The organism is Hydrogenivirga sp. (genome assembly GCF_056450045.1).
This window is the reverse complement of the sequence record NZ_JBWONM010000194.1, coordinates 1-3,677: the sequence shown is the minus strand read 5'-3', so window position 1 is coordinate 3,677 and position 3,677 is coordinate 1. Positions and strand designations below refer to the sequence as shown.

Below are 3,677 nucleotides of genomic sequence, written 5' to 3'. Positions count from 1 at the left end.
TCTCCGGCGAGGTGGTCCCTGAACTCAACCCCCTCCTCACTCACCTTAACCTTTGACTTCCTGTCCCCGAACCTACCCTGACCGAGGGAGAAGACCTGATAACCCCCGCTGTCGGTCAGCAGTGGTCTATCCCAGGATATGAAGGAGTGGAGTCCCCCCGCCTCCTTTATGACCTCCTCCCCCGGTCTCAGGTAGAGGTGATAGGTGTTGCCGAGGATTATCTGGGTTCCGACTTCCCTCAGAAGCCTATGGGTCATAGCCTTAACCGTTCCCTGCGTCCCGACGGGCATGAAGACGGGTGTCTCTATCACGCCGTGAGGCGTCCTTATCCTACCTCTTCTCGCCCTTCCATCCTCCGATAGAACCTCAAAGCTGAACATGGGAAGGTATATTTTATAGGTTAAGGAGGGTGAGCCATGAGAGCTGTTGTCTTTACACTTCTTCTTATCTTCTCCTTTGCCCAGGCGGACGAGTTCATAGAGAACCTGATAAGGAAGCTTGACGAGAGGGGAAACAAGGCTTGGTGGTGGGACGAGAGATGGTGGAGCGAGGGCTACATAGAGCCGCCCAGAAACTACAAGGTGAAGGTCAAGTGGGTTACCGTTAGGAACGAAGACGTTGAGATACCCGTGATGGTGGCACGTCCCGTGAAGGAGGGGAAGTTTCCCGGCGTTCTCTTCCTCCATGGAAGGAGGGGGCTTGATGAGCTCTTTCAGCTCCATGTGAAGAGGCTTGCAGCGAGAGGCTTTGTGGTTGTGGCACCGGACCTCTACACCGGTAGGTTCATAGAGAGGTTCCCCATATACCACGACCCTGCCGTTGAGGAGGATGCGAACAAGGTCCTTGACTACGCCCTCTCCAGAAAGGACATCAGCCCGAAGAAGGTATGTGTCTACGGACTGACGAGGGGAGGATTTTACTCCCTCAGGCTCCTTGTGGCAAAGAAGAGGCAGGTGAAGGATATCGCCTGCTGGGTTGGGTACTATCCCCACCTTCAGGACCCCAACAGACCGGAACCAATGCAGGTGTACAGGTATCACGAGGATATTGAGAAGGTCAAGGTTCCTGTCCTCTTCTTTGTGGGAAGGGAGGAGCAGTATCAGAGGCTCAGACCAGCCCTCATGGCGGTTGACTACCTTCGCTCCGAGGGAAGGGAGGCTTACATAGTGGTTTACCCCGGCGTCGGAAGGGGCTTTGACTTCAGGGACGGAGGCAAGAGAAAGTTCGCCGATGACTTGGCTGCCAAGGACGCCGTCGTCAGGGCTGCGAGGTTCATAAGGGAAAAGCTTGGAGTTAAAAAAAGTCCTTGACTTGAGGCTTAAGCCAGTCTATATTTTTGGGTGAGCTTGAGGCTTGAGAAAGGGGAGGGCGCCTTACCCTTTCTTCGGTTCTCAGGTTCAAGAAATTTTTAGGAGGTTTTAGTTCCATGAGTCTCACAGGCACAGTCAAATGGTTCAGCAAGGACAAAGGGTACGGGTTTATAACCCGTGATGACAACCAGGGGGACGTTTTCGTCCACTTCTCAGCCATACAGAAGGAAGGCTTCAAGACCTTAGAACAGGGTCAGAGGGTTGAGTTTGAGATTGAAGAGGACGTGAAAGGTCCAAGGGCTAAGAACGTCGTCATTCTCAACGGTCAGTAAAGGGCAAGCTCCCTAAGGATAAGCCTTTTCTGAAGGTTCCCCCCCTTCGGGGGGATTACCTTTTCACCCATCTCAAGACCAACTGGATAACCCATCTCTATCAGTTTGACGGTAAGGTAGGCGAGCTTTGAGAGCTTTGTCTCCTTATCACCCTCAACCATATCCATCCTGAGGACTATCGGCTGTCTCTCCTCCTGAACCATCTCCCTTACCATCAGCTTCTCCTTCTTAGCGCTCAGCTTCCAGTGAATAAGCTTCATAGGCTCCCCACCGTACTCCTTTATATTTTTCAGCTCCTCGTATCCCCTCACGAGGGTAGTCTGGGAGAGGTTTCCCTCCTCCTGATAGGAATTAGCCTCCACGGGGAGGGGTGCCGGAAGGGGCTCTGGGAAAACCACCACAGAAACCTCAACCTCAACCTCCATGTACCTGACGAACATACCGAGGGGAAAATCGGAGCTCACCTCAAGCCTAACATTCTTTACAGCACCCCTTATTGGAAAGACCAAGAAGAGATACCCCTCAGCGGGTTTATCCGTTATCAGGGGAAAGAGGGTCTGGTCAATTGAGGAGGAGACCCTCACCAGAAAGGAAGGGAGCCTTCCCTTCTTCTTGGCTATCAACCTGAAGCGTGTCTTTCTGTTGGCAAAGACCTCCTCCGGAGGTATAAGGGTTAGCCTTATTCCCCTTATGTTTATAACTGAGCTCAGCCCCGATATCAGCATCAGAGCGAGCATTGAGGAAACTATTATGTAGAGGAGGTTGTTTCCCGTGTTTGCGGCAGCAACCCCGAGGAAGACCGTAACTCCTATGAATATGCTTCCAGACCTCTTTACCTTTACCCTCATTTCTTCTTGATTAAGTTATCCCCCAGTATGTTGAAGGCGAGTATAGTGAGGAAGATAGCCATCCCCGGTGAGAGCATCCAAGGGAAGGAAGAGAGAACGTTGGTGTTCCTCACCTCAGAGAGCATGTTTCCCCAGCTCGGTTCTGGCTCCTGAATGCCGAGTCCCAGCAGGCTCAGGGCAGCTTCCCCCAGTATGTAGGCGGGTATGGACAGGGTGGCTGAGACTATCAGGTAGTAGTAGGTGTTGGGGAGGATGTGTTTCCTCAGTATCCTGAAGGTTCCCGCACCGTAGGTCTTTGCAGCCAACACGAACTCCTTCTCCCTTATGGAGAGCACCATGCCCCTCACGACCCTTGCGAGACCAGCCCAGCCAAGAAGCGAGAGGATGAAGACTATCATCAGGAATATCTGTCCGCTCGTCATCTCAAGGGGAAATACCGCCCTCAGAGAGAGGAGGAGGTAGAAGGTGGGTATTGACATGAGTATCTCCACGAGCCTCATGGTTAGGGTATCAACCCTCCCACCGAAGTAACCCGAAAGACCTCCAACTATCGCACCTATGAAGAAGGTCACGATAGTCCCGATTATCCCTACACCAAGGGAGTACCTCGCCCCATAGAGGAGCCTTGAGAATACGTCCCTTCCCAGCTTGTCCCCACCGAGGAGGTACAACCTGCAGGGCTCTTCAACCGCCAGGAGCTTGAAGCCAAACTCCGTTCTGGTAAAAAGTTTGAGCGGGCAGGAGATGTCCTTTTTCTCCTCATAGACCTTGAAGAGGGGGTCCTTCAGTTCGTAGAGGTTTACGTAAGGGAAGGTGAGTTTACCGTCCTTTAGGAAGTGAAGCTTTGTCGGTGGGTGGTAGGGCTTTGCCCTGTTCTGGAGGTCGTAGGGGTAGGGGGCTATAAAGTCAGCCAGAAGTGCCGAGCCGAAGAGCATAGCTATCAGAGTGAGGGAGAACCTGACACCGTTGTTCACCATAAATGATTATAATTAAGGCATGAGAAAGAGCGAGCTTGTATCTATGCTCCTTTACAACGTAGCCCTTGAGCACTCCGCCATAGTCCAGTACCTTTACCACATATTCCTGATAAACAACGCGGAGATCACAGAGGAGATTGAGAAGATTGCCCGTCAGGAGATGCGCCACATGAAGTGGTTTGCCCAGAAGGTGGTTCAGCTTGGAGGTGA

The 3,677-nt window shown here is 52.3% G+C and carries 6 protein-coding genes; 3 read left to right on the top strand and 3 right to left on the bottom strand.

Annotated elements, in window-relative coordinates; genetic code table 11:
• Window positions 1-380, bottom strand: a 380-nt coding sequence (locus tag AC1HCM_RS08045) for a tRNA-guanine transglycosylase (protein WP_479461253.1), incomplete at its 3' end; no start/stop codon positions are given.
• 36 nt (window positions 381-416) lie between these two features.
• Here AC1HCM_RS08045 and AC1HCM_RS08040 point away from each other — a divergent pair.
• Both AC1HCM_RS08040 and AC1HCM_RS08035 read left to right on the top strand, forming a co-directional pair.
• Window positions 417-1,310, top strand: coding sequence for a dienelactone hydrolase family protein (locus AC1HCM_RS08040; RefSeq protein WP_479461252.1), 894 nt, complete (start codon window positions 417-419; stop codon window positions 1,308-1,310).
• A 116-nt stretch (window positions 1,311-1,426) separates the two neighbouring features.
• Window positions 1,427-1,642 carry a cold-shock protein gene (locus AC1HCM_RS08035; protein WP_479461251.1) on the top strand — a complete coding sequence of 72 codons (216 nt, stop codon included), beginning with the start codon at window positions 1,427-1,429 and terminating at the stop codon, window positions 1,640-1,642.
• On the opposite strand, the gene AC1HCM_RS08030 is transcribed toward AC1HCM_RS08035, so the two are convergent.
• Together AC1HCM_RS08030 and AC1HCM_RS08025 are read right to left on the bottom strand one after the other, a co-directional pair.
• Window positions 1,636-2,490 (bottom strand): DUF58 domain-containing protein, encoded by an 855-nt coding sequence (locus AC1HCM_RS08030; protein WP_479461250.1) that lies wholly within the window; start codon window positions 2,488-2,490, stop codon window positions 1,636-1,638. The two genes, AC1HCM_RS08035 and AC1HCM_RS08030, sit on opposite strands and share 7 nt — an antisense overlap.
• A complete protein-coding gene (locus AC1HCM_RS08025) occupies window positions 2,487-3,467 on the bottom strand; it encodes an ABC transporter permease (RefSeq protein ID WP_479461249.1) in 981 nt (326 codons plus the stop codon). The genes AC1HCM_RS08030 and AC1HCM_RS08025 overlap by 4 nt, the downstream gene beginning before the upstream one ends.
• A gap of 19 nt (window positions 3,468-3,486) precedes the next feature.
• On the opposite strand from AC1HCM_RS08025, the gene AC1HCM_RS08020 reads away from it, so the two are divergent.
• On the top strand, window positions 3,487-3,677 hold a 191-nt coding region (locus tag AC1HCM_RS08020; protein WP_479461248.1), incomplete at its 3' end, for a ferritin-like domain-containing protein.